At 69.4% G+C, this 24,600-nt stretch carries 28 protein-coding genes and 1 tRNA gene; 11 read left to right on the top strand and 18 right to left on the bottom strand.

Going from position 1 to position 24,600, the window contains the following annotated elements; translation table 11 throughout:
- Nucleotides 1-27: 27 nt before the first annotated feature.
- The 3 genes from JIG36_RS21100 to JIG36_RS21090 all read left to right on the top strand — a co-directional run bounded on the left by JIG36_RS21100 (nt 28) and on the right by JIG36_RS21090 (nt 3,885).
- On the top strand, nt 28-1,905 hold the full coding sequence (locus tag JIG36_RS21100) for an MFS transporter (protein ID WP_203378061.1): 1,878 nt from the start codon (nt 28-30) through the stop codon (nt 1,903-1,905).
- Between the two features lie 347 nt (nt 1,906-2,252).
- The gene (locus JIG36_RS21095) at nt 2,253-2,933 is read left to right on the top strand and encodes a futalosine hydrolase (RefSeq protein WP_203378060.1); all 681 of its coding nucleotides are present in this window, start codon (nt 2,253-2,255) and stop codon (nt 2,931-2,933) included.
- Between the two features lie 139 nt (nt 2,934-3,072).
- Nucleotides 3,073-3,885 carry a 1,4-dihydroxy-6-naphtoate synthase gene (locus JIG36_RS21090; protein ID WP_203378059.1) on the top strand — a complete coding sequence of 271 codons (813 nt, stop codon included), beginning with the start codon at nt 3,073-3,075 and terminating at the stop codon, nt 3,883-3,885.
- Here JIG36_RS21090 and JIG36_RS21085 read toward each other — a convergent pair.
- The 3 genes from JIG36_RS21085 to JIG36_RS21075 are packed head-to-tail and all read right to left on the bottom strand — an operon-like array spanning nt 3,882 to nt 5,180.
- The gene (locus JIG36_RS21085; protein WP_203378058.1) at nt 3,882-4,268 is read right to left on the bottom strand and encodes a cold-shock protein; all 387 of its coding nucleotides are present in this window, start codon (nt 4,266-4,268) and stop codon (nt 3,882-3,884) included. The genes JIG36_RS21090 and JIG36_RS21085 overlap by 4 nt on opposite strands.
- A gap of 50 nt (nt 4,269-4,318) precedes the next feature.
- A complete protein-coding gene (locus tag JIG36_RS21080; RefSeq protein ID WP_203378262.1) occupies nt 4,319-4,942 on the bottom strand; it encodes an HAD family hydrolase in 624 nt (207 codons plus the stop codon).
- Between the two features lie 34 nt (nt 4,943-4,976).
- On the bottom strand, nt 4,977-5,180 hold the full coding sequence (locus tag JIG36_RS21075) for a hypothetical protein (RefSeq protein WP_203378057.1): 204 nt from the start codon (nt 5,178-5,180) through the stop codon (nt 4,977-4,979).
- A gap of 88 nt (nt 5,181-5,268) precedes the next feature.
- On the opposite strand from JIG36_RS21075, the gene JIG36_RS21070 reads away from it, so the two are divergent.
- Complete coding sequence (locus tag JIG36_RS21070; RefSeq protein WP_203378056.1) at nt 5,269-7,698, top strand: helicase-associated domain-containing protein; 2,430 nt, start codon at nt 5,269-5,271, stop codon at nt 7,696-7,698.
- A 121-nt stretch (nt 7,699-7,819) separates the two neighbouring features.
- Nucleotides 7,820-9,481 (top strand): DNA repair helicase XPB, encoded by a 1,662-nt coding sequence (locus JIG36_RS21065; RefSeq protein WP_203378055.1) that lies wholly within the window; start codon nt 7,820-7,822, stop codon nt 9,479-9,481.
- Nucleotides 9,482-9,517: 36 nt separating this feature from the next.
- Here JIG36_RS21065 and JIG36_RS21060 read toward each other — a convergent pair whose 3' ends face one another.
- Genes JIG36_RS21060 through ligD (JIG36_RS21045) form a run of 4 tightly spaced genes read right to left on the bottom strand, consistent with a single transcriptional unit; the run spans nt 9,518 to nt 12,155 of the window.
- Complete coding sequence (locus JIG36_RS21060; protein WP_203378054.1) at nt 9,518-9,931, bottom strand: HAAS signaling domain-containing protein; 414 nt, start codon at nt 9,929-9,931, stop codon at nt 9,518-9,520.
- Nucleotides 9,928-10,272 carry a PadR family transcriptional regulator gene (locus JIG36_RS21055; protein ID WP_203378053.1) on the bottom strand — a complete coding sequence of 115 codons (345 nt, stop codon included), beginning with the start codon at nt 10,270-10,272 and terminating at the stop codon, nt 9,928-9,930. Before JIG36_RS21055 ends, JIG36_RS21060 begins: the two co-directional genes overlap by 4 nt.
- Before the next feature lie 34 nt (nt 10,273-10,306).
- The gene (gene ligD / locus JIG36_RS21050) at nt 10,307-11,215 is read right to left on the bottom strand and encodes a non-homologous end-joining DNA ligase (RefSeq protein WP_203378052.1); all 909 of its coding nucleotides are present in this window, start codon (nt 11,213-11,215) and stop codon (nt 10,307-10,309) included.
- Nucleotides 11,205-12,155, bottom strand: coding sequence for a non-homologous end-joining DNA ligase (gene ligD, locus JIG36_RS21045; RefSeq protein ID WP_203378051.1), 951 nt, complete (start codon nt 12,153-12,155; stop codon nt 11,205-11,207). Before ligD (JIG36_RS21045) ends, ligD (JIG36_RS21050) begins: the two co-directional genes overlap by 11 nt.
- Before the next feature lie 96 nt (nt 12,156-12,251).
- On the opposite strand from ligD (JIG36_RS21045), the gene ku reads away from it, so the two are divergent.
- Together ku and JIG36_RS21035 are read left to right on the top strand one after the other, a co-directional pair.
- A complete protein-coding gene (gene ku, locus JIG36_RS21040) occupies nt 12,252-13,202 on the top strand; it encodes a non-homologous end joining protein Ku (RefSeq protein ID WP_203378050.1) in 951 nt (316 codons plus the stop codon).
- A 13-nt stretch (nt 13,203-13,215) separates the two neighbouring features.
- Nucleotides 13,216-13,704: an NUDIX domain-containing protein gene (locus JIG36_RS21035; protein WP_203378049.1), complete on the top strand. Its 489-nt coding sequence runs from the start codon at nt 13,216-13,218 to the stop codon at nt 13,702-13,704.
- 58 nt (nt 13,705-13,762) lie between these two features.
- Here JIG36_RS21035 and JIG36_RS21030 read toward each other — a convergent pair whose 3' ends face one another.
- From JIG36_RS21030 to JIG36_RS21015, 4 genes are read right to left on the bottom strand one after another with little or no spacing between them, the layout of a single operon-like run.
- Nucleotides 13,763-14,002, bottom strand: coding sequence for a hypothetical protein (locus tag JIG36_RS21030; RefSeq protein ID WP_203378048.1), 240 nt, complete (start codon nt 14,000-14,002; stop codon nt 13,763-13,765).
- A 5-nt stretch (nt 14,003-14,007) separates the two neighbouring features.
- Nucleotides 14,008-15,249: an MFS transporter gene (locus JIG36_RS21025; protein WP_307872824.1), complete on the bottom strand. Its 1,242-nt coding sequence runs from the start codon at nt 15,247-15,249 to the stop codon at nt 14,008-14,010.
- Between the two features lie 14 nt (nt 15,250-15,263).
- Nucleotides 15,264-15,833, bottom strand: a complete 570-nt coding sequence (locus JIG36_RS54095) for a TetR/AcrR family transcriptional regulator (protein WP_203378047.1) — start codon at nt 15,831-15,833, stop codon at nt 15,264-15,266.
- Nucleotides 15,830-16,390 carry a sugar O-acetyltransferase gene (locus JIG36_RS21015; RefSeq protein ID WP_203378046.1) on the bottom strand — a complete coding sequence of 187 codons (561 nt, stop codon included), beginning with the start codon at nt 16,388-16,390 and terminating at the stop codon, nt 15,830-15,832. The genes JIG36_RS54095 and JIG36_RS21015 overlap by 4 nt, the downstream gene beginning before the upstream one ends.
- On the opposite strand from JIG36_RS21015, the gene JIG36_RS21010 reads away from it, so the two are divergent.
- On the top strand, nt 16,389-17,552 hold the full coding sequence (locus JIG36_RS21010) for a geranylgeranyl reductase family protein (RefSeq protein ID WP_203378045.1): 1,164 nt from the start codon (nt 16,389-16,391) through the stop codon (nt 17,550-17,552). The two genes, JIG36_RS21015 and JIG36_RS21010, sit on opposite strands and share 2 nt — an antisense overlap.
- On the opposite strand, the gene JIG36_RS21005 is transcribed toward JIG36_RS21010, so the two are convergent.
- The 6 genes from JIG36_RS21005 to JIG36_RS20980 all read right to left on the bottom strand — a co-directional run bounded on the left by JIG36_RS21005 (nt 17,532) and on the right by JIG36_RS20980 (nt 20,896).
- Nucleotides 17,532-18,077, bottom strand: coding sequence for a DUF6226 family protein (locus JIG36_RS21005; RefSeq protein WP_203378044.1), 546 nt, complete (start codon nt 18,075-18,077; stop codon nt 17,532-17,534). The two genes, JIG36_RS21010 and JIG36_RS21005, sit on opposite strands and share 21 nt — an antisense overlap.
- Before the next feature lie 60 nt (nt 18,078-18,137).
- Nucleotides 18,138-18,335, bottom strand: coding sequence for a DUF397 domain-containing protein (locus JIG36_RS21000; protein WP_203378043.1), 198 nt, complete (start codon nt 18,333-18,335; stop codon nt 18,138-18,140).
- A 251-nt stretch (nt 18,336-18,586) separates the two neighbouring features.
- On the bottom strand, nt 18,587-18,781 hold the full coding sequence (locus tag JIG36_RS20995) for a DUF397 domain-containing protein (RefSeq protein ID WP_203378042.1): 195 nt from the start codon (nt 18,779-18,781) through the stop codon (nt 18,587-18,589).
- Nucleotides 18,782-18,842: 61 nt separating this feature from the next.
- Nucleotides 18,843-19,775, bottom strand: a complete 933-nt coding sequence (locus tag JIG36_RS20990) for a helix-turn-helix domain-containing protein (protein WP_203378041.1) — start codon at nt 19,773-19,775, stop codon at nt 18,843-18,845.
- 144 nt (nt 19,776-19,919) lie between these two features.
- The gene (locus JIG36_RS20985; RefSeq protein WP_203378040.1) at nt 19,920-20,372 is read right to left on the bottom strand and encodes a DUF6232 family protein; all 453 of its coding nucleotides are present in this window, start codon (nt 20,370-20,372) and stop codon (nt 19,920-19,922) included.
- A gap of 380 nt (nt 20,373-20,752) precedes the next feature.
- Nucleotides 20,753-20,896, bottom strand: coding sequence for a hypothetical protein (locus tag JIG36_RS20980; protein WP_203378039.1), 144 nt, complete (start codon nt 20,894-20,896; stop codon nt 20,753-20,755).
- A gap of 574 nt (nt 20,897-21,470) precedes the next feature.
- On the opposite strand from JIG36_RS20980, the gene JIG36_RS20975 reads away from it, so the two are divergent.
- Both JIG36_RS20975 and JIG36_RS20970 read left to right on the top strand, forming a co-directional pair.
- Nucleotides 21,471-21,929 carry a DUF2231 domain-containing protein gene (locus tag JIG36_RS20975; protein ID WP_203378038.1) on the top strand — a complete coding sequence of 153 codons (459 nt, stop codon included), beginning with the start codon at nt 21,471-21,473 and terminating at the stop codon, nt 21,927-21,929.
- 52 nt (nt 21,930-21,981) lie between these two features.
- Nucleotides 21,982-22,524 (top strand): type 1 glutamine amidotransferase domain-containing protein, encoded by a 543-nt coding sequence (locus tag JIG36_RS20970; RefSeq protein WP_203378037.1) that lies wholly within the window; start codon nt 21,982-21,984, stop codon nt 22,522-22,524.
- A 52-nt stretch (nt 22,525-22,576) separates the two neighbouring features.
- Here the strand turns inward: JIG36_RS20970 and JIG36_RS20965 are convergent.
- A tRNA-Thr gene (locus JIG36_RS20965) sits at nt 22,577-22,653 on the bottom strand.
- A 111-nt stretch (nt 22,654-22,764) separates the two neighbouring features.
- Here JIG36_RS20965 and JIG36_RS20960 point away from each other — a divergent pair.
- Complete coding sequence (locus tag JIG36_RS20960; RefSeq protein WP_203378036.1) at nt 22,765-24,489, top strand: metallophosphoesterase; 1,725 nt, start codon at nt 22,765-22,767, stop codon at nt 24,487-24,489.
- The last annotated feature ends 111 nt before the right edge of the window (nt 24,490-24,600 follow it).

Genomic DNA, 24,600 nt, shown 5'->3' with positions numbered 1-24,600 from the left:
TCGCTCCCATCAGTCAGGATGGGTGCCATGCCGCTGCTTCCCTCTCTCGGACGCACCGTCGGCACCGGCGTCAAGGCGGCCCGCCTGCTGGTGCGCGGTTCCGTGCGCGGTGGAGCGTGGGCCACCCGCCGGGTCGGCACGGCGCGGGCCAAGGGCGCCGCCAACGAGACCGGCATGATCCGGCTCTTCGACCTGCACGCGCTCTCCTGCGCCGGTGACACGCTGATCGCGATCGGCCTGGCCGGCACCATCTTCTTCAACGTCCCGCTGGGCGAGGCCCGCAGCAAGGTCGCGCTCTACCTGCTCATCACCATGGTGCCGTTCGCGCTGCTGGCCCCCGTGGTCGGCCCGCTGCTCGACCACTTCCGCCACGGCCGCCGCTACGCCCTCGCGGTCACGATGCTCGGCCGGGCCTTCCTGGCCTACGTGATCTCCGATCACCTTTTCGGCTGGGGACTTTATCCGGCGGCTTTCGGGGTTCTCGCGCTTTCCCGTGCGTACGGCGTAGCCAGGTCAGCCGCCGTGCCCAGACTTCTGCCCGAGGGCATCGGCCTGTCTCAGGTCGGCGCCCGGGCCAGCGTCTACGGCACGTTCGCGGGCGCCGTGGTCGCCCCCGTCGGCCTGCTCGCGTTCAAGTTCGGCCCGCAGTGGCCCCTGCGCGTGGCGATGATCATTTTTATCGTGGGCATGGTGGTGTCGCTGCGCCTGCCACCGCGCGCCGACTCCGACCCGCCCGAGGCCGTGCCCCGCCCGTGGCGCACGATGCTGCGCCTGGGCCGCGGCGAGGACCGCCCGCTCTCGGGCAAGCTGGTGGTCGCCACGCTGATCGGCGCCGCCAGTCTCCGCCTGCTCTACGGCTTCATGCTGCTGTTCCTGGCCTTCGTCATCATGGCCGACCAGCTCGACACCACGATCCTGGGCAACGACATCGGCCGCCAGGGCTCGGTCGGTCTGATCGGTGGCGCCCTGGCCGTGGGCACGTTCCTGTCCACCGCCGTCGGCACCCGTCTGCGCATCCGCCGCCCGCTGGCCCTGCAGTCAGCCGGCCTCACAGTGACGGCGGCGACGGGCGTGCTGGCCACGCTCTTCTACAGCCTGGCCACGGTCACCTTGCTGGCGCTGGTGGTGGCCATCTTCAGCGGCATTGCCAAGCTGGCGGTCGACGCCAGCATCCAGGAACGCGTCCCCGAACGCCTGCGCGCCAGCGCGTTCGCCCACTCCGAGACGGTCCTGATGATCGCCTGGGTGCTGGGCGGCGGCATCGGCATCATCCCGCTCCCCGGCCGCCTCGGCGTCGGCCTGGCCGCCCTGCTGGCCGTCGCGGCCGCGGTCCGGGCCGGCTACATCGCCACGCGCCTGCACAACGAACGCCTGAGCGGCCGGGTCGACGACCCCACGCCCGTCTCACCCGCCGTCGGCACCTCCGCCGAACCTGGCCCCGCTTCGCCCGGCCGTTCTCACGCCGACAGCCAGCCGTCCACTCCCGGCGAGTCACGTGACGGCCAGACACGGACCACCCGCTCCGCCGAGCCGACCGACCCGTGGCCCGAGGCACCAACCGTGCCGACCCGGACCCGAGCCAACAACGTGCCACCCCCCAACCGGCCCACGTCTCCCTCGTCGCGGCCCGGGCAGCCCTCGGCGCAGCCCGCGCGGCCCCCGCGCGGCACCGACCCCACCAAGGTCGACCTGGGCGAGCCCAAAAAGGGCTGGCTCAGTCGCCGCAGGGACAAGAAGGCCGCCTCCGAGCCGCCACCCCCGCCGCCGCCTCCTCCGCCGCCGACCCAGGAGGAGCCCAAGCCCGACCCGGCACTGGCCCCGCCCGGCTTCCACGTCTATCGCCCGAGCTCAGCCGACCACCCCACCAACGGCAACTCCTCCCCCACCAACGACCCGGACCGCTGAGACCCGCCCATCATGCTCGCCAACCGGCCCGCCCGGGGGTTATCCACAATCCCGCGCTGTCCACAGGCAGGACACCCCCAGGTCCGCGTTGATCGCCAATTTCCGCCAGGATGGGTGTTGGGTGGAGGCCCCCTGGTAGGGCGGGTAATGCGCTAGGTAAGGCGCTAGGTAAGGCGCGCTACAGAGACGACGATCAAGGACGTGCGACCGGGTCCGACCGCCGCGGCTGTCGGGGCCCGTCACGAAGCCACGGATTCCGGAGCTGTCACCATCGCGCCCAGCCACAGCAGCCGGGACCGTCACTAAGCACCGCGAGGAGCCCCGTTGAGATTCAAGGACGCCGCCCGATGACTCTGCCCCTCCTGGTCGTAACCGCTGTGGCCGCTGAGGCCGAAGCTGTGCGGGCGGGCGCCGACCCCGACCACGTCGTCGTCGAAACTGTCGGTGTCGGGCCCGCGGCCGCTGCGGCCGGCACGGCCCGGCTGCTGGCAAGCGCAGGCGCGAGCGCGAGCGCGAGCGGGCGTGGGAGTGGAAGCGCGAGCGGGAACGGGCCCTACCGCGCCGTCGTCTCAGCGGGAATCGCGGGCGGCTTCGTCGGGCGGGCGCCGGTCGGATCAGTCGTTGTCGGCGTCCGCAGCATCGCCGCCGATCTGGGCGCCGAAACCCCCGACGGCTTCCTCACGGTCGACGAGCTCGGCTTCGGCACCAGCGTGATCGACGCCGACCCGGCGCTCGTGAAAGCGCTCACCGATGCCCTGCCCACAGCGGTCCCGGGGGACGTCGTGACCCTGAGCACCGTCACCGGCACCACCGCCACCGCCGAGCGGCTGGCGCGAAGTTATCCACAGGCCGTGGCCGAGGCCATGGAGGGCTACGGGGTGGCGGTCGCCGCCGCCGGGCTTCCCTTCGTTGAGCTGCGCAGCATCTCCAACCCGATCGGGCCTCGGGACAGGGCGGCGTGGCGGCTCAAGGAGGCCTTCGCGGCGTTGTCCACAGCTTCCGGCGCATTGTGGAAAGCCTGTGGATAACTTGCCGGAACGAAGCCCGGAACGAAGCCCGGAACGGAGCCCGGAGCGAAGCGGCGAGAAAGGCACGCGGAGGGCGTGTGGGATGAGAGACACCTGTCGCGCCGCCCGATGACCGGGTGACGCGTCTAGCGTGGACGCCGTGGCGCTTTCACTCGCGGTCTCTCCGTGCCCCAACGACACGTTCGTCTTCCACGCTCTGGTGCACGGGCTCATCCCGGGCGCTCCCGAGGTCAACCTGACGTTCGCCGACGTCGACGTGACCAACACGGCGGCCGAGCGGGGCGAGTTCGACCTGGTCAAGGTCAGCTACGCGGCTCTGCCGTGGCTGCTCGACGACTACGAGCTGCTGCCCACCGGCGGCGCGCTCGGCCGGGGCTGTGGTCCGCTCGTGCTCACCCGGGAACCGGGCGTCGATCTCACCGGCAAGACCGTGGCCGTGCCGGGCGACCGTACGACGGCTTATCTGCTCTTCCGCCTCTGGTCGGCCGACCGGGCGCCGGGCCGCATCGAGGTCGTCCCGTTCCACCAGATCATGCCGGGCGTGGCCGAGGGCAAGTACGACGCCGGTCTGGTCATCCACGAGGCCCGTTTCACCTACCAGCGCCACGGCCTGCACGCGCTGGCCGACCTGGGCGAGTGGTGGGAGGCCGACACGGGTCTGCCGATCCCGCTGGGCGCGATCCTCGCCAAGCGGGGCGTGGTCGACCCGGCCCAGGCGACCGAGTGGATCCGCAACTCGGTGAGCATGGCCTGGGCCAACCCCGACGCGAGCCGCGAGTTCATCCTGGCCAACGCGCAGGAGATGGAGCCCGAGGTCGTGCAGCAGCACATCGACCTCTATGTGAACGAGTTCACGCTGGAGCTGGGCCGAGACGGACTCGCCGCCGCCGACGCCCTGTTGCAGCGTTCGGCAGCGGCGGGTCTGACGCCTGCTGTGAAACCTTTTATCTAGACTTCGAACTCTTTCGCGACGGCACGCACGAGTTGCGCGATCTTCTGCGCGACTCGTTTGTCCGGGTAGCGCCCGCGGCTCAGTCCGGGCTGCACCTGCGACTCGAGGACCTTGATCATGTCTTCGACCATGCTGTGCAGCTCTTCCGCCGGGCGGCGTCGCAGCTCCGCCAGCGACGGCGGGGCGTCGATCAGCTTGACGCCCATGGCCTGGGCGCCCTTGCGGCTGTCGACCACACCGAACTCGATGCGCTGACCCGTCTTCAATTCGGCCACCCCGGCCGGCAGCGCGCCCTTGGGCAGGAACACGTCGCCGCCCTCATCGCTGGTGACGAATCCGAATCCCTTCGCCGCGTCGTACCACTTCACTCGACCCGTGGGCACCGCTGACCTCAACTTCACTCAATGGAAACAACCGCTCACCGCAAGGCTACTTAAGCGGTGCCCGTCGGCCCAACCGCAATCTCGCGCAGCAGAGCGGGCAGGGCGGTCAGATCCTTCAGCACGTACGCGGCCCCGGCGTCCCAGAGTTCGTCGGCTGAGCAAGGCCCGGTCGTCACACCGATCCCAGGCACCCCGGCCGTTCGCGCCGCCACCATGTCGGCCACGTGATCGCCCACATACCAGCGCACACCATGCTCGACCAGCGCCGCCGCCTTGCCCTCGGCGAACAGGTCACCGGCCAGCTCGTCGGCGACCATGCCGAGGTGGTCGAGATGCAACGCGGCCAGCCGCCCCAGCTTCGAGGTGACGACCACCACCCGAAGCCCCAGCGAGCGGACGGCCGCCAACGCTTCGACCGCGCCCTCGGTGGGCACGGCCGGGGTGATCGCGTGTTCGACGTAGAGGGCGCGATAGGTGGTGACCGCCTCCTCGACCTGGTCGGCCGAAAACCAGTGCGCCAGCTCGGTGCGCAACGGCGGCCCCAGGCGCGTGACCGCGAGGTCGGCGTCGACGAAGACGCCGGTCGAAGCGGTCAGCGCCCGGTAGGCGGCGTGAATGCCGGGCCGGGAGTCGATCAGGGTCATGTCCAGGTCGAACCCGACCGCCGGGCTCATCATCGACGAACCCGGCGCACGTGTGAGAAAAGCGTCACGCGGGGGTCGACGGGATGTAGTTCAGGCGGTCCACCGGCAGCGGGAAGGTCTGGTCGTCACCGAACGGTGACGGCGCCGCCGCGCGGTCCGAGATGAGCTCGGAAACGTTCAGGTGGCCCTTCATGTCGACCGACTGCGTCTGGCGGGGGCCCGCGCCGCCCTTGACGTCGGTCCCGGGCAACTTGTTCTTCGCGGCCACAGATGTCCCCTTCAGCGTCCGTACGGATCAGTGTCCGGGCCATGCCGGACACCTCAATATCGTCCCACGGCGGCTAGCGTTGAACACGATGGCCACCACATTCGCCGATCAACTCCGGTCGCTGACCGACGAGGCGCTGAGCGCGCTCGTCCAGTTGCGTCCCGACCTCGTCGTGCCCGTGCCCGCCGACATCTCCGCGCTCGCCGTGCGCGCGCAGTCCCGCGGCTCGGTCGCGCGCTGCCTCGACGGCCTCGACGAGTTCACCCTCCACATCCTCGACGCGGCCCGCCTGAGCCGCTCCGAAGAGACGGCCACCACCTCGGTCGAGGCCATTCTCGAACTGGCCCCCGGGGTCGCGCCCGACGACGTCCGGGTCGCGGTCGACCGGCTGCGAGTGCGTTTCCTCCTGTACGGCGGTGCGGACGCCCTCCACCTGGTCGGCGCGATCGACGAGGTCACCTCCCCCTACCCCGCCGGCCTGGGCCGTCCCGCCGATTTCCTCGACCCGCAGGCGGCCGCGCTCTGCGCCGACAAGGCCAAGCTGCGCCGTACGGTCCTGGCCGCCCCGCCCGGCGCCCGCGCGGTGCTCGACCGGCTCGCCGTGGGCCCGCCGATCGGCGCCCTGCGTCGCGAGTCGGTCGCCGAGCCGGTGCAGTGGCTGGTCGACAACCACGTGCTGGTGCCGATCAGCGAAGCCGGCCGCGCGCCCCGCCCCGACGGCGAGCTGGTCGAGCTTCCGCGCGAGGTGGGCATGCTGCTGCGGCGTGACACCGGCCCGCTGGGTGCGCTGCGGCCGTTCCCGCCGATCCCCGAGGGCACGACCCGCGACCCGAAGTCGGTCGACTCGGCCGGCGCGGGTCAGGTGATGGAGGCCGTCCGCAGCACCGAGTCGCTGCTGGAGGCGCTCGCGGCCGAGCCCGCTCCGGTGTTGCGGGCCGGTGGTCTGGGCGTACGGGATCTCAAGCGTCTCGCCCGCGCGGCCGGGCTGGACGAGCCGGGGGCCGCGCTGCTGCTCGAGATCGCGTACGCGTCGGGGCTGCTCGGCGAGACCGACGCGTCCGGCACGAGCCGCTCGGTCACGGTGAGCCGGGCCGGCGGAACCGTCGACGAGATCTTCCTGCCCACCGGTGCGTACGACCTGTGGCGCGCGCTCAGCATCGCCCAGCGCTGGTCGGCCCTGGCCCACGCGTGGCTCGCGATGACCCGGCAGCCGGGCCTGGTGGGTCAGCGCGACGACCGGGACCGCCCGATCAACGCGCTCGCCCCCGACGCCGAGCGCGCCGGCGCCCCGCTGGCCCGGCGCGAGGGCCTGCTCGTGCTGGCCGACCTCAAACCGGGCACGGCACCGCAGGTCGACGAGGTTCTGGGCCTGCTCGCCTGGCAGACCCCGCGGCGCTCGCGCGGGCGTGAGGCGGCCCACCGCGACGCCCTGGCCGGCGCGGCGCAACTGGGTGTGAGCGCGCTCGGGGCCATCACCTCGTACGGGCGACTGCTGCTGGAAGACGTGGACGAGGGCGACACCGACCCGCTCGGGGTGCGGCCGGGCTCGGCCGAGCCGCCCGGTGACGCCGTCCGCACGCTCGACGCGCTGCTGCCGGCCCCGGTCGACCACGTGCTCGTGCAGGCCGATCTGTCGGTGGTGGTGCCCGGTCCGCCCGAGCCCGAACTGGCGGCCGAGCTCGACGTGATCGCCGAGCCCGAGTCGGCCGGCGGCGCCAGCGTGTTCCGGGTCACCGCGGCCAGTGTGCGGCGGGCCCTCGACGTCGGTTACACGGCGGCCGACCTGCACTCGCTGTTCCGGCGCCGGTCGCGCACCCCGGTGCCGCAGACGCTGACCTACATGATCGACGACGCCGCGCGGAAGCACGGCGGGCTGCGGGCCGGGTCGGCCGGTTCCTACCTGCGCAGCGACGACGAGGCGCTGCTGGCCGAGGTGATGGCCGAAAAGCGGCTCGCTCCGCTCGGCCTGCGCCAGATCGCCCCGACCGTGCTGGTCAGTCCGCTGCAGGTGGCGCGGCTGCTGGGCGGCCTGCGCGAGGCGGGCTTCGCGCCGGTGGCCGAGGACGCCGGGGGCGCCGCCGTGCTCACCCGGCCCAAGGTGCGGCGAGCTCCGACCCGTTCGTCGGTGGCCTCGCGCCTGGCCGAACAGACCGGTCCGCCGGTGCTCGCCGGGCCGCGGCTGGCCGGCGTGGTCGAACAGATCCGGCGCGGTGACATCGCCACCCGCGCGGCCCGCCGGGCCCCGGTCAGCGTGCGCGCGGCCAACGGGCAGGGCGTGCCGGGGCTCACCTCGGTGCAGCAGCACGGGCAGGCGATGGCGGTGCTGCAACAGGCCGTACGGGAAAAGGTCCGGGTCTGGGTGGGTTATGTCGACTCGCACGGGGCGACTCTGTCGCGGCTGGTGCGGCCGGTGTCGCTGAGTGCGGGCTATCTGCGGGCCGAGGACGAACGAACCGAGACCCTGCACACGTTCGCGCTGCACCGGATCACGGCCGCGGTACCGGACGATCAGGCGTAGAAGTGGCCGCACGCCCCCGAACGCGTGCGGCCTCTTGATCAACGAGTCGCGGGGCCGGAGGGTTGCCCGGGTTTCCGTGTCACACTGGAGGGTCGGTTAGTGCTCTTCGAAGGGTGATTCAGTGAGCGGCGGACCTCTGATCGTCCAGTCCGACAAGACTCTTCTGCTGGAGGTGGACCACCCCGACGCGCAGGCGTGCCGGATGGCCATCGCCCCGTTCGCCGAGCTGGAACGGTCTCCGGAACACGTCCACACCTACCGGTTGACCCCGCTCGGCCTCTGGAACGCCCGCGCCGCCGGCCACGACGCCGAGAGCGTGGTCGACTCCCTGATCAAATACTCGCGCTACCCGGTCCCGCACGCGCTGCTGGTCGACGTGGCCGAGACCATGGACCGCTACGGCCGTCTCCAGCTGGTCAACGACCCGGGTCACGGCCTCGTGCTGCGCGGCCTCGACAAGATCGTGCTGGTCGAGGTGGCGAAGTCCAAGAAGCTGGCCGGCATGCTCGGCGCCAAGATCGACGACGAGACCATCGCCGTCCACCCGTCCGAGCGCGGCCGCCTCAAGCAGGCGCTGCTCAAACTCGGCTGGCCGGCCGAAGACCTCGCGGGCTACGTCGACGGCGAGGCCCACGAGATCAGCCTGGCCGAAGACGGCTGGACCCTGCGGTCCTACCAGCAGGAGGCGGTCGACGGCTTCTGGGCGGGCGGCTCGGGCGTGGTGGTGCTGCCCTGCGGCGCCGGCAAGACGCTGGTCGGCGCGGCCGCGATGGCCACGGCCAAGGCCACGACGCTGATCCTGGTGACCAACACGGTGGCCGGGCGGCAGTGGAAGCGCGAGCTGATCGCCCGCACGTCGCTGACCGAGGAGGAGATCGGCGAATACTCGGGCGAGCGCAAGGAGATCCGGCCGGTCACCATCGCGACCTATCAGGTGCTCACGTCCCGCCGCGGCGGCGCGTTCACCCACCTCGACCTGTTCGGCGCCCGCGACTGGGGCCTGGTCGTCTACGACGAGGTCCACCTGCTGCCGGCGCCGATCTTCCGGTTCACCGCCGACCTGCAGGCCCGTCGCCGGCTCGGCCTGACCGCCACCCTGGTGCGCGAGGACGGCCGCGAGGGTGACGTGTTCTCGCTGATCGGTCCGAAGCGCTACGACGCCCCCTGGAAAGACATCGAGGCCCAGGGCTGGATCGCGCCCGCCGAGTGCGTCGAGGTGCGGGTCACGCTGACCGACGCCGAGCGGATGACCTACGCGGTGGCCGAGTCCGAGGAGCGCTACCGGGTGGCGGCCACCGCCCGCACCAAGCTGCCGGTGGTGAAGGCGCTGGTCGACAAACACCCCGACGAGCCGGTGCTGGTCATCGGTGGCTTCCTCGACCAGCTGCACCAGCTCGGCGAATACCTCGACGCCCCGATCGTGCAGGGTTCGACCACCAACAAGGAGCGCGAGCGCCTGTTCGACGCGTTCCGGGCCGGTGAGCTGCGCACGCTGGTGCTGTCGAAGGTCGGCAACTTCTCGATCGACCTGCCCGAGGCGGCGGTGGCCATCCAGGTCTCCGGCACGTTCGGTTCCCGGCAGGAAGAGGCCCAGCGCCTCGGCCGGGTGCTGCGCCCCAAGGCCGACGGGCGCCAGGCCCACTTCTACACGGTGGTCTCCCGCGACACCATCGACACCGAATATGCCGCCCACCGCCAGCGCTTCCTGGCCGAGCAGGGCTACGCCTACACGATCGTCGACGCCGACGACATCCTCGGCCCGGCGCTCCCCCAGATCGACTGACGACATCCGGGCGTACGGCCGCACGGGCCGTACGCCCTATGAGGTCGGCTGGGGCACGGGAGCGGTGACCGCGGGCTCGGGCGGGGCCGGCTGCTCGGTGGAATCGACCCGGGCCAGGAAGAGCGCGGACGCGCAGAACGCGAACACGACCAGCAGCGCGCCGACTCCGACGAACCACGGCCAGAGCCGCCGGCGGGGAGGTTGGGGCGCCCTCGGCTGGGTGCCGGCCTCCTCGTGTGCGGCCGCCGCCACCACCTCGGGGCTGCCGAGCTTTTCGAGCATCTCGATGAGCTCACCCTCGCTGTCGAGGTTGCGGTCGACCCGCTCGGCGGCGATGTGCGCCTCGAGGTCGGCGAGCAGTTCCCGGCGCTGGAGCACGGGGATCCCGGCCAGCCGCTGGTCGACCTCGCGCAGATATTCCGCGACGACATCGTTCTGCCTGGTCTTCATGCGGCCTCCCCGGTTCCCACGAGACGGTCGACGGTCTGTCGAAACGACACCCATTCGGTGCGGAAATGGTCGAGCGCGGAGCGCCCGTCCGAGGTCAACCCGTAGTAGCGCCGCGGTGGTCCGCTCGGCGACTCGACCCACTTGCTCTCCAGCCAACCCGAGCGGCGCAGGCGCGAGAGCAGCGGATAGATCGTGCCCTCCCCGGCGGCCAGGTTGGGTTCCTCGCCCAGCCGACGCACGATCTCGTTGCCGTACCTGTCTTCGAGCTCGACCATCGACAGGACGCAGAACTCCAACGTGCCGCGGCGCAGACTCGTCGACAACTGCGAGACATCTGCCATGCGGCACACAGTACCTTGCGTCGCAAGGTACCCGCTACCCCGGCAGCGCGGGCCCCGGCGTGAGCAGGTCTTCGAGCAGGTCACCGTGCTCTTCGACCCGCTCCAGCACGTCGGACGCCCGGTAGTGCCGCGGTTCCTCGGCCCCGGTCGCGACGGCCTCCACCTCGTCCCACGTGAGCGGCGTGGAGGCGGTCGGCACCTCCTGGGCCCGCAACGAATACGGCGTCACCGTGGTCTTGGCGGCCGCATTCTGACTCCAGTCGATGAAGACCTTTCCCGGCCGTACGGCTTTGGCCATCTTCGCGGTGATCGAGCCGGGCACCATCGTGGCCAGTTCCTCGGCGACCCTCTTCGCGTACCGGGAAACGAACTCCGAATCCTGGGTGCCCGAGATGGGGCAGCACAACTGCATGCCTTTCTTGCCCGAGGTCTTCGGATAGGCGGCCACCCCGTCGGAGGCCAGCCGGTCGCGCATCAGAACCGCCACCGCGCTGCATTCCCGCAACCCGGCCGGCGCGCCCGGATCGAGGTCGACCACCAGCAGGTCGGGATCCTGACCGATCCGCCACTGCGGCGTGTGCAGCTCGAGGGCGGCCAGGTTGGCCAGCCAGACCAGGGTCGGCAGGTCGTCCACCACGACGAAGTCGATCGTCTCCCGGCTCTTGGTCGACCCGGGCACCGGCAGCGTCTCCAGGCGCACCCAGGACGGCGTACCGCCGGGCTTGTTCTTCTCGAAGAAATGCACCCCGTCGACGCCGTTCGGATAACGGATGCGGGTGACCGCACGGCCGGCCAGGTGCGGGAGCATCACCGGCGCGATCCGTGTGTAGTAGTCGATGACCTCGCCCTTGGTGAAACCCGCGGCCGGGTACATCAGCTTGTCGAGGTTGGACAATTCGAAATCGCGTCCGTCGATCGAGACGGGAAACCGTTCACCGGCCATCCTCGTCCTCCTCCACGCATTCCTCGGGAGACTTGTCGTCACGCAAACGCAGAAAACGGGGGAACCGCAACCGTCCGTCCGGCGTCCGGTTCCCGTAACGCACCTCGACCACCAGTTCGGGCCGTACCCAGTGCGCGCCCCGGGAATCCTCACGCGGGACCGCACCCGCCACGAACGGCGAATCGCTCCGGGCCAGCGGTTCGAGCGCGGCCAGCAGCTCCTTCTCGGCGACCGCCCCGATGCCGCCGCCGACCCGGCCCCGGAACGCCAGTCCGTCCGCGGTCGGCACGCCGACGAGCAGGCCGCCGAGCTTGCGGACACCGGCGCGCCACCCACCGATCACGTAGTCGCCCGTACGGTCGAACTTGACCTTGACCCAGTCGGGCGAGCGCGACCCCGGCAGATAAACCGAGTCCTCCCGTTTGGCCACCACGCCCTCGAGATGGTTCTCGCGGGCCGCCTGCGCGGTCGCCGGCCCGTCACCGAACGCGGGCGGCACCATCCACCGGGGCGCGGCCAGCCCCAGCTCCTCGAGTTTCTCGCGACGGGCCAGGTAGGGCAGGCCGGTGAGGTCCTCGCCGTCGTAGTAGAGCAGGTCGAAGATCATGTACGTGACGGGAAGCGTCGCCGCCAGCCGGGCCGCCCGCAGCCGCTCGCGGACGTGCATCCGCTCGGCCAGCGCCGTGAACGAGGGCCGGCCCGCGTCGTTGAGCACGACCATCTCGCCGTCGAGCAGCGTGCCCTCGGGCAGGTGAAGATCGGCTATCTCGGGGTATGCGGCAGTGACGACCGCACCGGAACGCGCGAACAGGTCGGGTGGACCCCCGGTGAAGAGCGCGAGGACACGGACTCCGTCCCACTTGAACTCGTAGCTCCACCCGGGCCCGGCCGGCAGCGCGCCCGAGGTCGCGAGCATGGGAGACAATGGCGCACCGGGCACCCGATCACCATAGGCAGGGACGAACACCTTACGCAGGAGTCTCAGTGATGCGATCCTGATCAGGGGTTTTTCCCGAACGGGGTATCTGGAGGGGACATGAGAGCGATCTGGAAGGGCGCGGTCTCCTTCGGGCTGGTGTCCATCGCGGTCAAGCTGTACTCCGCCACCGAGGAGAAGGACATCCGGTTCCACCAGGTGCACCGCACCGACGGCGGCCGCATCAAATACCAGCGCACGTGCTCGATCGACGGCGAAGTGGTCAGCTACGACGACATCGCCAAGGGTTACGACATCGGCGGCGGCGAGATGGTCATCCTGACCGACGAAGACTTCTCCGACCTGCCGCTGACCACGTCCCGGGCGATCGACGTGCTGGAGTTCGTGCCGGCCGACGACATCGACCCGATCCTGTTCGCCAAGGCGTACTACCTCGAGCCCGAGGGGCAGGCGGCCAAGCCGTACGTGCTGCTCCGCGACGCCCTGCAGGACGCCGACCGGGTCGCCATCGTCAAGATCGCCATCCGGCAGCGGGAGCAGCTGGCCACCCTGCGCGTGCACGAGGACGTGCTGGTGCTCAACACGATGCTCTGGCCCGACGAGGTGCGCACCCCCGACTTCGGCTTCCTCGACGAAGACATCGAGACCCGCCCGGCCGAGCTCGCCATGGCCAGCTCGCTGATCGACTCGATGGCCGGCAGCTTCAAGGCCGACGAGTTCACCGACAACTACCGGGCCGCGCTCCAGGAGGTCATCGACGCCAAGGTCGAGGGCCGCGAGATCGTGCAGCCGGAAGAGGCCGAGGAGGCCCCGGCGGCCGCGGTCGACCTGATGGCGGCGCTCAAGGCCTCGGTCGAGCGGGCGAAGAAGGCGCGCGGCGAGGATGCCGCAGCGGGCGGCTCCGGATCAGCGTCGACAGCGAAGAAGGCGCCCGCTGCGAAGACCACGGCAGCAGCCAAGAAGGCCCCGGCGAAGAAGGCGACGCCCGCCAAGAAGACGACCGCGGCGAAGGCCACGCCCGCCAAGAAGGCCGTGAAGAAGTCGGCATGACTAGAGTTGCGCCGTGGGATTGACGTGGGCTGAGTCTTATCTGGGCAAGGTGCGGGCGAGCATCGGCGACACCGACACGATCCTGTTCGTCGGGGCGCGCGGGGTGATCCTCGACGATCAGAACCGTCTGCTGCTCATCCAGCGCTCCGACAACCACCGCTGGGCCATCCCGGCCGGGGCGATGGAACTCGGCGAGAGCATGGAGGAGTGCGCGATCCGCGAGACGTGGGAGGAGACCGGCTTGCGGGCCACCTCGCTCACGCCGTTCGCATTCTACTCGGCCTACACGTACACGAACGACTACGGCCACTCCTACCAGCAGATCCTGATGTCGTTCCGGATCCACACCTGGGAGGGCGAGCTGCTGCGCCAGACCGACGAATCGGTCGACGCCGGCTTCTTCCCGCTCGACGCGCTCCCCGGGCCGAAGTCGTTCGTGATCGACGAGGTGCTGGCCGACCTGGCTCAGTTCGAGTCGACCGGCCGGCTGGTCATGAAGTGAGCTCGGCCTCGAGCCGCCGACCAACCATTTCCCCGTACGCGTCCAGGCCGCCCCGCCGTCAGCCGGCGCTCCGCACCTCACGCGTGAAGTCGTGGCCGCAGGGGAGCACCACGAAGACCACCGATCGGACGACCATGGTGCCGTCCGGGAACTCCTCGTAGTCGAGCGGCTCGGCATTCACGTCGGTCACGGCGTCACCGCATGTGACGCAGCGACCGTCCTCGGTCACCACCCCGAACACGTGGGCCGGCATCTCGTCGGCGGCGGGCTGGGGTGCACTCATCTGAGGCTTGGGCATGTCATTCACCGTACGGCGGGCTCGGGCAGTGGCTTGACCGCCCCGGCCAGCGTGAGCGAGACGATCAGCAGGACGGCCACCGCGGCCAGGCCGTTCTTGACGGTCACGTGGTCGCCGAGGAAGCCGATCAGGGGCGGGCCGCCGAGGAACGCGCAGTAGCCGATCGAGGCGACGACGCTGACCCGGGCCGCCGCGTGGGCCGGATCGTCGGCGGCCGCGCTCATGCCGACCGGGAAGCCCAGCGACGCGCCCAGCCCCCAGAACAGCGCGCCGACAAAAGCGAACGGCGTCGACGGCCCGAGGATGTACAGCGCGAGGCCGGCCAGGCTCACCGCGGCCAGGACCCGTACGACGGGAACCCGGCCGTAACGGTCGAGCAGGGCCGGACCGAACCAGCGGCCGGCGGTCATCGCGCTCAGGAACAGGGCGAACGCCAGCGTGCCGACCGCCGCCGAAGTGCCGTAGCTGTCGATCATCGAGACGCTGATCCAGTCGATGCCGGCGCCCTCGGTGAAGGCGAACGCCAGCACGAAGATGCCGACCAGGATCGTGCGCGGCTCCCGCCACGTCGACACGGCCTGCCGGAAACGCTCGCCCCGCGAGATGACCGGCGGGTTGGAGCCGATCATCGTGGGGTCGGAGGGCGTCACGGTCGGCGCCGGACCCGCGTCGTCGGGGACAAAGGCCCGCACCGAGACGATGACGATCGCCGCGATCAGCACCGCGGTGACCGCGAGGTGGATCGTGACCGAGACGCCGACCGCGACCGCACCCGCGCCGACCAGCGCGCCCGCGACCGTGCCGACGCTGAAACCGGCGTGGAAGCGCGGCATGATCGCCTTCCCGAGACGGCGCTCGACGATCGCGCCCTGCACGTTCATGGCGACGTCCCAGGCGCCGTTCGCGAAGCCGAACGCGAACAGGGCGAGCACGACCGGGAGCACGCCGAACTCGTAGCCGACCGAGATCGAGAGCATGGCCAGGCCGAGCAGCCCGCCCATCGCGGCCACCGTCCGGCTCGACCCGAAGCGATCGACGATCTGGCCCGCGAGCAGCAACGAGACGATCGAGCCGGCGGCCAGAGCGAGCAGCACGAGCCCCAGGCGGGACGGGGTGAGCCCGAGCTCGTCGCGCACCTGCGGGATGCGGGAGGCCCAGCTGGCGGCCGCGACCCCGGCCATGATGAAGGCGGCGTAGACGGCCCGGGTGGCCGCTCGCACCTCCGGCGCTGCTCGTTCCTCAGTCACTGCCCGTTTCTCCGTCACTGCGCTATCCCCAGGAAACGGCCGACCATCGCGCGGGTGTCGGCGCGGTCGAAGGTGGCGGTGGACAGGGTCAGATGCATGACGAGTCCTTCGATCAAGGCGTCGACGGCCCGGGCGCTGACCGGATCGACAAAACGCTCCAGCACCGCCCGTGACCGGCGCATCCACGACTCGGTCACACTCCGCAGCGCCGGGTCGCGCAGGGCCGCGAGATAGAGCTCGTACGCGACGGCCCAGTCCCGCGCGTCGCCACCCGCCCCGCCGTGGATCAGGTCGGTGACCGCGTCGGCGAACCCGGCCAGGTCGGTCACGTGCTCGAAGTGCGCCTCGTAGCGCGGCGACATCTGCTCGGAGTGCCGCCGGAAGGCCTGTTCCAGCAGGTCCTCGATCCCGCTGAAGTGATAGGTGATCGAGCCCAGCGGCACGTCGGCCGCGGCCGCGATGCGCCGGCTGGTGGTGCCCGCGACGCCGTGGTCGGCGATCACCTCGAGGGCCGCGTCGATGATCCGGCTCTTGCGGTCGGGGTCGTAGCGCCGCGGCGAGCGCGCGGCGGGAACGGCCGTCACGGCTCGACCTCGCGGATGATCCGGGCCGGATTGCCGACGGCGACCACGTTCGGTGGCAGGTCCTTGGTGACCACGGCACCCGCGCCGACCACGGTGTTCTCACCGATCGTGACGCCGGGCAGGACGATCACCCCGCCGCCGAGCCAGACGTTGTTGCCGATGACGATCGGCGAGGCCGCCTCCCACTTGTCCCGGCGGGGACCGGCCGCGACCGGGTGCCAGGCGGTGAGCAGCTGCACGTTGGGGCCCATCTGCACGTCGTCGCCGATCGTGACGGTCGCCACGTCGAGGCTGATCAGCCCGAAGTTGGCGAACGTGCGGGCCCCGACGAAGGTCTGGTAGCCGTAGTCACAGCGGAACGGCGGCCGGATCTCGCTGTCCTCGCCGAAGCCGCCCAGCAGCTCGGTCAGCAGCTCACGCCGCAGAACGTGGTCGGCCGGGTCGGCGAGGTTGAGGCGGTGGGACAGAGACGCGGCGCGTCCCATGTCCTCGAAGAGAGCCGGGTCGTCGGCGCGGTACAGCTCACCGGCGAGCATCCGCTCGCGCATCGTACTCATGCGTACGAGCGTACATAACTTCGTGGCTAGACTCCCGCTCGTGAGCGAACAGCCGGCATGGGATGTTGCGGTGGTCGGCGGCGGCCCGGCCGGACTGTCCGCGGCGCGCGCGGCCGCCGCAGCCGGGGCCCGCACGATCGTCCTCGAACGCGCCGAGCACCCGCGCTACAAGACCTGCGGCGGCGGTCTCATCGGAACTTCCCTGTCGTACGCCTCGGCCCACATCGACGTTCCCGCCCGTGACCGGATCTCCGCTCTCACGTTCACGCGCGACGGACGGCGTTCCTTCACCCGCCGGGCGTCCGGCCGGCCGTTCCTCACCCTGGTCCGCCGCGACGACTTCGACCACGCCTGGTATTCGGCGGCGGTCGCCGCGGGCGCCGTCGTGCGGCAGAACTCCCAGGTCCGGTCGGTCGAGCAGAACGACGACGTCGCCACCGTGACGCTGGCCGGCGGCGACCAGATCACGGCGGGCGTGGTCATCGGTGCCGACGGCTCGGCCGGCATCACGTCCCGCTACGTGGGCGTGACGTTCGAGCAGCAAGACCTCGGCCTCGAGGTGGAGCTGGCCGCGACCCCGGCCGACCGGGCGGCGTGGCAGGGCCGGGTCCTGCTCGACTGGGGCCCGTTCCCCGGCTCCTACGGATGGGTCTTCCCCAAGGAGGACGAGCTCACGGTCGGCGTGATCATGGCCAAGGGCCACGGCGCGGCGACCAAGGAATACCTCAACGACTTCGTCTCGCGGCTCGGCTTCGCGGACCGTCCGGTCGTGCGCGACTCCGGCCACCTGACACGCTGCCGGCACCCCGACGCTCCGTTGCGCCGGGGCCGGGTGGTCGTCGTCGGCGATGCCGCGGGCCTGCTCGAGCCGTGGACCCGCGAGGGCATCAGTTACGCGCTGCGGTCCGGTTCGTGGGCCGGCGCCGCGTGGAACGACCTTTCCTCGTACGAACATCGGGTGGCCGCCGAGCTGGTGCCCGAGATGACCGCCGGGCGCCGGTTGCTGAACGCCTTCTCCCGGTTGCCCGGTGTCGTGCACCTGGCGATGGCCACGCCCCTGGGCTGGCGCGCGTTCGAGACGTTCTGCCGGGGTGACCTTTCCATGGCCCACGCGATCAGGCGTCCCGGCGTACGGGCCCTGTTAGCCCTTTTCCGAGCCTGACCCGGACAGGTTGGTGGCCCGATGCGGCCAGGGCGCCCATTGCACGGCCGCGGCGAATCCGCTGCGCCGCGCCTCGCGTGCGTCGCCCCTGGTCAGTGGCCCGTCGCGCCGGGCGTTGATGCCGTCACCGATGAGCCGGCTCTCGAACCAGGACCCGCCGACCCCGCGCCGCACCCGCTCCCACAACCCGCCCTCGACCAGGGCCGACGCCTGCGTCCGCAGAACCTCGACCAGGCGTGACGGGTCTTCGTCGCAGACCTCGCAGGCACACATCGGCAGGGTCTCGACCCACCATCGCCCGAGACGCAGGGCCAGTCCCGGAGCCTCGGTGAACGCAACCGCCAGGGGCGCGGCCGCGGGCGTACGCGGCATGAGCCTTTCCATCCGCACCAGGGCATCGGCCGGACCGAGCAGTTCTTTGCTCTCCCGGCGGTCAACCGTGTACCGCTCCGCCAGCTCGTCCAGCAACGCCTCGGCCGCGTCATGCAGAACGGCAAAGCGGGCAGCGTGCGGGTCAGCCCTCACCAGCGCAGTATGCCGCCCTCGGCCGACGACCCACCAGCACTTCCGCGAGCTTCCCCCCAATCAGAAGACAAACTCGCCGTTCTTGACACCCGCGACGAACGCGAGCCACTCCTCTTCGGTGAACGAGTGAGCGGCGGCGCCGGGATTCTTCGAGTCACGAATCAGGTAGAGATCCCCGACCTTCGCGACTTCGACGCAAGTGCCCCCGGAGCAACGACTGGAGCTACGCCACTGTGGGCCTTCGTTTCCTTGGTTCATCTGCACACCTCCGTGCCGGTTCCCGAATCCCACGGTAGGCGACGGGTTCTAGGCACGGCAGGAATGAATAGCTCAGTCACGGGACGTGCGCACACTATGTACCTTGATGACCGGAAATTTGACCCGCCATGAAGGCTTTCGCCCGTTTTGCAGCGCACGGGCGTCGCCACGCCGCTAAGGAATGCCGAAGTTATCCCTACGACGCCCGCCCCGCGCCGTGTTCAGCGCGGGGCGGGCATGCAGAACTATTCTCAGAAAGTGAAGTCGTTAGCCTTCACTCCGGCGACAAAAGCATCCCACTCCGCGTCATTGAACGAGAGCTGGCCCGAGTCCGGGTTCTTGCTGTCCCTGATGAGGTAGCCACCGTCGACCTTGGCTACTTCAATGCAGTTACCACCGGTGCATCGGGTGCTCCGACGCCACTCAGAAGGAACGACCTCAACCATCTAATATCTCCTGCTTCGAATAACGTACTACATGGCAGTTTTCGATTTCATGTGCTAGACCTCACTTAGGTTTCGCCAACGAATCGATTCGCGTACGGATGAAGTTGATCGTGTCGCTTTCAGCCGTTGCTGCTTCCCAAAGTTGATCAAATCTATGACGGTGCCGCTCGGTCACCGGCCGGTTTTCCACCATCTCGTCCTTCGGGCCGCTCTCGCGGTACATCACCTCACTGCGGGAGCCGTCCTCACCCACTTGGAGCAGGTCGTAGCTCCCGTTGTTGGCAATGGCGATGGGGAGATCGAACGGGAGCATGCGCACCTTGGTGAACCCGGCTCCGGCCAGATCGACGATCTGCTGCAACTGAGCAGCGAAAATGCTGGCGCCACCGATCGGCCGCATCAGGACCGACTGGTCGAACAGAACGAGATACTTCAGCGACCCGCTCCGGCGCTGCATCGCTTCCCGGCGCAGACGTCGGGCGTCGACCAGCGCCTCGACCTTCTTCTCCGTGAATCCGCCGCCTTCGCTCTCCTCCGACAGTGCCTCACCGTCGCCTTTCCACATCGCGGTGAGGGCAGCGCCGTAGGCAGAAGTCTGGAGCGGACCAGGGACATAGAAAATGTTGAAGGAACGAATCTCGGACGCCTCGGCCTCGTACTCCACGAAGCGTCGCAGAGGATCGGACATCTCCTCGCGGAACGGCGACTTCTTCCACCAGGCTGACTGCTCCGGCTGCCGTTTGCGGGCGATCCGGGCATCGGCCAGGAGCGCATCGACCCGCTTTTTGTCCTGGATGTTGAGCAGTGCTAGCAAACCTCGCAGGTCCTGGATCGAGATGGTGTTGTCGCCGTTCTCGATCCGGATGACCTTGCTGTGGGACCACTCCAGAGACTCGGCGACCTGCGCCTGCGTCAGACCAGCGGCCTCACGCGCCTCGCGAACAGCGATGCGTACGCGTAGGCGCGCGATCGTAGGCGATTCGCCGTCGGCCATCGGTCCTTCATCGTTGAAGTAGTCCGTTTGGGATCAAACAACCTGCTACCTCGCGGATTGCCTAATGGCAGTCCGCAAGGTCGCGGCCATCCTAACTACGTCCTACCAGACGAGGGAAGTTGGGGTGAGGTGATTCGTTGAAGATCAAGCAGCGGCCAGATCGAGGCCCTTCCGGGGTGGAGGCGCCTGCTCGATAGCACGTCGCAGAGCACGCTTGACCTGGTTGAACTCACGTTCGTCGAAGCTGGAGAAGAGCGTTACGTCGGATCCCCGATAGATCGCGCGCAGCTCCCACGCACGGTTGCCACGTCGCACCATTGAGGGAATGGTGCACGCCAGAGGCACAGTCACGGCCAGAAGTCCGATCCCGTAAGCGGTGGGTGGCTCCAGGAGTGTCCACCCCGCACCGACGGCGGCCACCGTACCGGCAGCCACGGCGAGCACGGTGGTCGGGGAACCCGGCGCGCTGCCGGCCCGAACCACGCCGACGTTGTGGAGATCGCGGACGGCGTAGCTGGTCAGCGGCATTCCACGGCGGACAAACAGCTCGTCGGTAATCACGACGCTCGGACTGCGATAGTAGAGACGTTTGCTCATGGCGCATTCCTTCCGCTTGCGTACTTGCGAGGAAAGGAAGACCGCGCCAATATGGCGCTCAGAGAGAGATGTTTTCCCGCCTCGCCAGTTCGGAAGATCTTCGGCGTAGCTAGAAGGCATCACAGAGACGGAAACGGCACCCGGTTGCCGCCGGGCGCCGCCGTCAAGCCGCCTTTCCTCCAACCCGCCCTTGTTGCCCTACAGGTAGTACAGCACGCTGAGCGACGAGCACGCTACCCATCAACCTGCCATGTAGCAGATTGAGCACAAGCCGGGTAGGCGCCTCGTTGCGGCCACTCAGACGTCATCGATGCGTTCGCCGCCCGCGATAGGTTCGGGCGGGGTCATTCATGGCGGATCGTCGCAGCTGAGAGCTGGTATCAGCCGACCGCCAGATCGTCGATGCGCCCCTTGAGGAACCGCGTCGTGTCGCCCTCACTGAGGGCCGCGGCCCAGAGTTGTTCGAACCGATTGCGGTGTCGAGCGCCGGCCGACCAGAGCTTCCCCGCGACGCCGGCGACCATCGGCCAAGGCTTCAATCTTGCACCCGCAGGCGAGCGATCGTCGGCGACTCCCCGTCCATCATCGAATCACTTCGGACGCGTGAGGTGCCAAGCGCTTCACTTCGGGTGCGAAGGACGGCCGACGACGTGGTGCGAGTTTGGGAACCGACACGGAGCCGGCCGTCCATCACGATCGAGTGGAGCGTTTGCTCATGGCGCATTCGTTGTTCCCGGCTTCTTGCGACAAGCCGGGAGACCGGGCCAGGATGGCGCTGGAGGGAGACGTCGTCCGCCCCGCACGAAGACCACAGTGATCGCCCGCGAAGGCAAGAACGGCACCCGGTTGCCGCCGGGTGCCGTTGTTTACCGTCTCCCCTCCAACTCCGCCCTTGTCAGTCCAGTAGAACATGCCTCCCGGCGGTCCGCTACGCATCAATCTGCCATGTTGCAGATTGAGTAGAAGCCGAATGAACGATGGGTAGCATGCGTCACTCTGACCACCTTGTGGCGTTTCATAGACGAACCGACCGGGTAGGGCACCGTCGGATGCCAACCTCGAACCTGTGATCTCGCAGGTAGAAGGGCGATAACCCGCATGGAGAGCCGACTTAAGATCGCGGGCCAGGCGGTGCAGCCGATTCTGGTGATGTTCCCCTTGGGCCTGTTCGCGATGGCCGTCATCTTCGACGTGGCCAACCTGCTCGGTGCCCCGGCGATCGTTGGATCGCTGGCCTACTGGAACATTGTCGCCGGTCTGGTGGGCGGTGTGGCCGCGGCCCTCGCGGGCGCGATCGACCTGGCCTTCGTACGCCGTCCCGACGCCAAGCGCATCGGGGTGCTCCGCCTGCTGCTCAACATGGGCGTGCTGTTCCTGTTCGCCGTGATCCTCATGGTCCGCGTCGGCGACCCCGACCGGCAGGCCGGTGTCGGGCTGTTCCTCCTCGAGATCCTGGCGCTGGCCATCTCCGGTTTCGGCGCCTGGTTCGGCGGCGAGCTGGCCAACGGCCGTACGCCGGCGTTTGCGCGCGCCGCCGTCGGGAATCGCGGCTATTAGGGCGTCAGCACGGTTCTCGGCGCCCTGATCCGAACGAGAAAGGGGCGCCGAGATGGCACCGTCGATTCAGGGCAAACGCGTCGCGTTCCTCGCCGCGGACGGCGTGGAAGAAGTCGAATACACCGAGCCGCGCAAGGCGGTCGAATCAGCCGGTGGCACGGCCGAGCTCGTCTCGATCAACGACGACGAGATTCAAGCCGTCAATCACATGGACCCGGGCGGCAAACACCGGGTCGACAAGCCGGTCAAGGAAGCGAGCGTCGCTGATTACGACGCACTCGTCCTACCCGGCGGTGTCGCCAACCCCGATTTCCTCCGTACGGACCCCGACGCCGTTGCCTTTGTGCGTGACTTCGTCGCGTCGGGCAAAACGGTGGCCGCCATCTGCCACGCCCCGTGGACGCTGATCGAGGCCGGTGTCGTCGACGGCCGCACCCTGACGAGCTGGCCCAGCCTGCGCACCGACCTGTCCAACGCCGGCGCCACCTGGGTCGACGAGCAGGTTTTCACCGACGACAACCTGATCACCAGCCGCAAGCCGGACGACCTGCCCGCGTTCTGCGACGAGCTGGTCGGCCGCCTCGCGAAGGCGTGACTCCGTACGGGCAAAAACGAAGGCCCAGGTCGCTTGACCTGGGCCTTCGCAGTGGAGCCGCCTGACGGAATCGAACCGTCGACCTACGCATTACGAGTGCGTCGCTCTAGCCGACTGAGCTAAGGCGGCAACGAGAATCAAGTGTACGGTATCGGCCCCGGGCGTCTCGGCGGGGGCGGCACTCCGGTCCGCCGTAATCGGACAGGGTTTCTGTCGGGGGCGGGGGCTAGTGTGCCAGGCGTGACCGACGATCACCCGCAGCCTCCGCCCACCGGTCAGGTCGTGCCGCGCCGGCCGACCGGCATGCACCCGCGTGAGCTCGGGTTCACGCCGCAGCGACCGGTCGGCTGGCTGGCCCCGCTTCTGCTGCTCAGCACGGGTGTGCGCACCCTGCTGGCGGTCCTCTTCGGCGCCTATCTCGACAAGCGCGAGCTGCAGAACGCGCTCGACGGCGGGTGGTTCGACCATTCCCGTACGGAGGATGGCGAGCTCTGGCTCGACTACGTGGCCGACCTGGGTGACGGCTTCAACGCGACCTACTCGGTGGCCTACCTGCTGGCCCAGCCGCGGCTCGAGGTCGGCGGCGCCTCCCTGCCCCGCGGCCGCCTGCTGCTCATGGGCGGTGATCAGGTCTATCCGCTGGCCAGCGGCGACGGTTACGAGAGCCGCATGAAGGGGCCCTACCGCGCCGCGCTGCCCGAGCCGCCCGCCGGCGCCCCTCAGCCCACGCTGTTCGCGCTGCCCGGCAACCACGACTGGTACGACGGTCTCACCGCGTTCATCCGGCTCTTCGCCCGCCGGAAAGACGGGCACATCGGCGGCTGGCGCACCGAGCAGCGCCGGTCCTACTTCGCGGTCAAGCTGCCGGCGAACTGGTGGTTGTTCGCGATCGACGAGCAGTTCGGGGCGTACATCGACGACCCTCAGCTGCAATATTTCGAAGAGGCGGCCCACCATCTCGGGCCGCACGACCGCGTCATCCTCATGACCCCCTCGCCGAAGTGGGTCAAGGCGAAGGACGCCCCCGAGGACTACGACGCGATCGACTACTTCATCCGCAAGATCCTCGACCCGACCGGGGCGACCACGCGGGTGCTGGTCTCCGGCGACATGCACCACTACGCGCGCTACAGCGACCCCGACCGCGAGATGATCACCTGTGGGGGCGGCGGTGCCTATCTGCTCGGCACGCAGGATCTCCCGAACGAGCTGATCGTCCCGCAGCCCGATACGCTCACCCGCAATCGCAGCGTGAGCAAGCCGTACGCGTTCCGCAAGTCCTATCCGGACGCTGCCGCCTCCAAGCGTATGGGCTGGAGCGTGTTTCACCGGGTGCCGACCCGCAACCCCGGCTTCGTCACGATGCTCGGCATCATCCACGTGCTGACCATGCTGGCGATGGCGGGCGCGTCGACCGACGGCGCCGGCATCGTGGCCCGCCTGTTCAGCATCCCGCTGTCCGTCATGCTGGTGCTGATCATCGGCGGGTCGGTGGCCTTCGCCCAACCCCCCAAAGCCGACAAACCGAAGCATGCCCGCCACTGGATAGCCGGCCTGCTGCATGCGTTCGCCCACATCGGACTCGCCGTGTTCGGCACGTGGCTGTGGCTCCAGCTGCCGTTCCACGACTGGACGTGGCCGGGCCCGCTGGTTGTGGCCGCCGTTGTCTACGGGCCGGTGTTCGGTTTCCTGGCCACGCAGGTGACGGCGCTCTACCTGCTGCTGGCGTCCTTGGTCGGCGTCAACGTCAACGAGCTGTTCGCGGGCCAGGGCATCGAAGACGCCAAGAGCTTCCTGCGCATGCACATCGACCGCGAGGGCACCCTGACCATCCACCCCATCGCCGTGGAGAAGATCTGCCGCAAGTGGACGGCCGATCCGCACGGCGCTCCCGACAGTTCCTGGCTGCACCCCAACGGCCCGCTGACCCCGACCCGAATCGAGCCGCCCATCGAAGTCCGCTGAGCCCGACACTGCCGCATGATCACGCCCGTCCGAGGGACGCCGACGGGCCGCACGTGATGGCGCGTCGAGATGGGGCCGAGTTGGTGGCTGCCGACTGCTAGCTGGGCGCCT

It is taken from the genome of Paractinoplanes ovalisporus, assembly GCF_016834655.1.
Classification (GTDB): domain Bacteria; phylum Actinomycetota; class Actinomycetes; order Mycobacteriales; family Micromonosporaceae; genus Actinoplanes; species Actinoplanes ovalisporus.
The sequence above is the reverse complement of the archived record's forward strand: the minus strand, read 5'-3'. Positions and strand labels throughout refer to the sequence as shown.

Excerpts from the sequence above, each read along its gene's own strand:
- JIG36_RS21100 (WP_203378061.1), top strand. The coding sequence starts at position 28 with ATGCCGCTGCTTCCCTCTCTCGGACGCACCGTCGGCACCGGCGTCAAG.
- JIG36_RS21095 (WP_203378060.1), top strand. The coding sequence starts at position 2,253 with ATGACTCTGCCCCTCCTGGTCGTAACCGCTGTGGCCGCTGAGGCCGAA.
- JIG36_RS21080 (WP_203378262.1), bottom strand. The coding sequence starts at position 4,942 with ATGAGCCCGGCGGTCGGGTTCGACCTGGACATGACCCTGATCGACTCC.
- JIG36_RS21070 (WP_203378056.1), top strand. The coding sequence starts at position 5,269 with ATGGCCACCACATTCGCCGATCAACTCCGGTCGCTGACCGACGAGGCG.
- JIG36_RS21060 (WP_203378054.1), bottom strand. The coding sequence starts at position 9,931 with ATGAAGACCAGGCAGAACGATGTCGTCGCGGAATATCTGCGCGAGGTC.
- JIG36_RS21055 (WP_203378053.1), bottom strand. The coding sequence starts at position 10,272 with ATGGCAGATGTCTCGCAGTTGTCGACGAGTCTGCGCCGCGGCACGTTG.
- ligD (WP_203378052.1), bottom strand. The coding sequence starts at position 11,215 with ATGGCCGGTGAACGGTTTCCCGTCTCGATCGACGGACGCGATTTCGAA.
- ku (WP_203378050.1), top strand. The coding sequence starts at position 12,252 with ATGAGAGCGATCTGGAAGGGCGCGGTCTCCTTCGGGCTGGTGTCCATC.
- JIG36_RS21030 (WP_203378048.1), bottom strand. The coding sequence starts at position 14,002 with ATGCCCAAGCCTCAGATGAGTGCACCCCAGCCCGCCGCCGACGAGATG.
- JIG36_RS21010 (WP_203378045.1), top strand. The coding sequence starts at position 16,389 with ATGCGTACGAGCGTACATAACTTCGTGGCTAGACTCCCGCTCGTGAGC.
- JIG36_RS21015 (WP_203378046.1), bottom strand. The coding sequence starts at position 16,390 with ATGAGTACGATGCGCGAGCGGATGCTCGCCGGTGAGCTGTACCGCGCC.
- JIG36_RS21000 (WP_203378043.1), bottom strand. The coding sequence starts at position 18,335 with ATGAACCAAGGAAACGAAGGCCCACAGTGGCGTAGCTCCAGTCGTTGC.
- JIG36_RS20995 (WP_203378042.1), bottom strand. The coding sequence starts at position 18,781 with ATGGTTGAGGTCGTTCCTTCTGAGTGGCGTCGGAGCACCCGATGCACC.
- JIG36_RS20990 (WP_203378041.1), bottom strand. The coding sequence starts at position 19,775 with ATGGCCGACGGCGAATCGCCTACGATCGCGCGCCTACGCGTACGCATC.
- JIG36_RS20985 (WP_203378040.1), bottom strand. The coding sequence starts at position 20,372 with ATGAGCAAACGTCTCTACTATCGCAGTCCGAGCGTCGTGATTACCGAC.
- JIG36_RS20980 (WP_203378039.1), bottom strand. The coding sequence starts at position 20,896 with ATGGTCGCCGGCGTCGCGGGGAAGCTCTGGTCGGCCGGCGCTCGACAC.
- JIG36_RS20975 (WP_203378038.1), top strand. The coding sequence starts at position 21,471 with ATGGAGAGCCGACTTAAGATCGCGGGCCAGGCGGTGCAGCCGATTCTG.
- JIG36_RS20970 (WP_203378037.1), top strand. The coding sequence starts at position 21,982 with ATGGCACCGTCGATTCAGGGCAAACGCGTCGCGTTCCTCGCCGCGGAC.